The organism is Cohnella lupini, assembly GCF_003386205.1.
Taxonomy (GTDB): Bacteria; Bacillota; Bacilli; order Paenibacillales; family Paenibacillaceae; genus Cohnella; species Cohnella lupini.
In genome coordinates, this window is the sequence record NZ_QRDY01000065.1 from 1 (window position 1) to 1138 (window position 1138).

General features: G+C 35.0%; 2 protein-coding genes. Both read left to right on the plus strand.

Annotated features, from left to right (window positions below; genetic code table 11):
- Positions 1-186: 186 nt before the first annotated feature.
- On the plus strand, positions 187-588 hold the full coding sequence (locus DFP95_RS29930; RefSeq protein ID WP_484014554.1) for an N-acetyltransferase family protein: 402 nt from the start codon (positions 187-189) through the stop codon (positions 586-588).
- Positions 589-610: 22 nt separating this feature from the next.
- Positions 611-1051 (plus strand): GNAT family N-acetyltransferase, encoded by a 441-nt coding sequence (locus tag DFP95_RS28605; RefSeq protein WP_245988064.1) that lies wholly within the window; start codon positions 611-613, stop codon positions 1049-1051.
- The last annotated feature ends 87 nt before the right edge of the window (positions 1052-1138 follow it).

The window sequence follows — 1138 nt, forward strand, 5'->3', positions numbered from 1 at the left end:
CATACTGCATCTTCTTCATTACGTTCCCCTCCACCTTAATCTGATTGTATCGGAGTAAGGGGTGTACTGTCCAAATTCATTTGGGGGCTAAATAGATTTGTTGTAAGTGAGGATATCCCACACATTCAATCGATAGCTCATGAAACATGGATTTTCACTTATGGAGGCATTTACTCAAGAGAATTCATTCATAATTTTCTAAGTAAAGCTTACTCTACTGAGAATTTAATTCGATCTGTAGAGAGAGATCTTCAAAGTGCCAATCGGAATTTTTTAATAGCTGAATATAATAACGAAATCGTTGGATATGCTCAAACAAGTCAAGTGAGTAACGAAGAATATGAATTACGACGAATCTATGTACGACCTGAATATCATAAAATGGGAATAGGGAAATATTTCATTCAGGAATTTATTCAAGTTTTAAAGCCAATTAAGAAACTATTTGCTTGGGTAGCTAAAGAGAATCACATAGGAAGAGCCTTTTATGAGAAGAGCGGATTTATGGAATCAGAAGAAATGATTGAAATAATAGAAGGGCACAGTAAAACGCAAGTAAGATACGAATTGGTAATCACGAATGAATAGGGTGCAAGGCGGAACAAGCAAGATGAAACTACCGGAGTTCGATTATTTGAGGGGGATGTTATTGAAGATTTATCTTAAAAAATTAGAAACGAAAGAAAGTTCAGACATATATCAAATGATTCAAGAAATTGGTGAAGGACAAAACGGATTTATTAATAGCCTATATTCAATAGATATTCAGATGTTTGAAGAGAAGTTAAAACGCAATTATGAAATGTCACATGGAATCAATTTGACTGAAGGTATAGTTCCCCAAACCATTTACTGGTTTTATCATGAAGATCGACCAGTAGGATACGGTAAACTTAGACATTACTTGAACGAGAATTTATTGGAGCAGGGTGGACATATTGGTTACATTATTCGCCCAACTGAAAGAAGAAAGGGATATGGAAAATTAGCTTTAAATGAGTTAGTTAAAGAGGCCATGAAAAATGAAATTAATGAAATACTTCCTATTTAGCCCCCAAATGAATTTGGACAGTACACCCCTTACTCCGATACAATCAGATTAAGGTGGAGGGGAACGTAATGAAGAAGATGCAGTATG

What these genes read in the sequence shown, in the direction of transcription:
- DFP95_RS28605 (WP_245988064.1), top strand. Translation starts at nt 611, where the DNA reads ATGAAACTACCGGAGTTCGATTATTTGAGGGGGATGTTATTGAAGATT.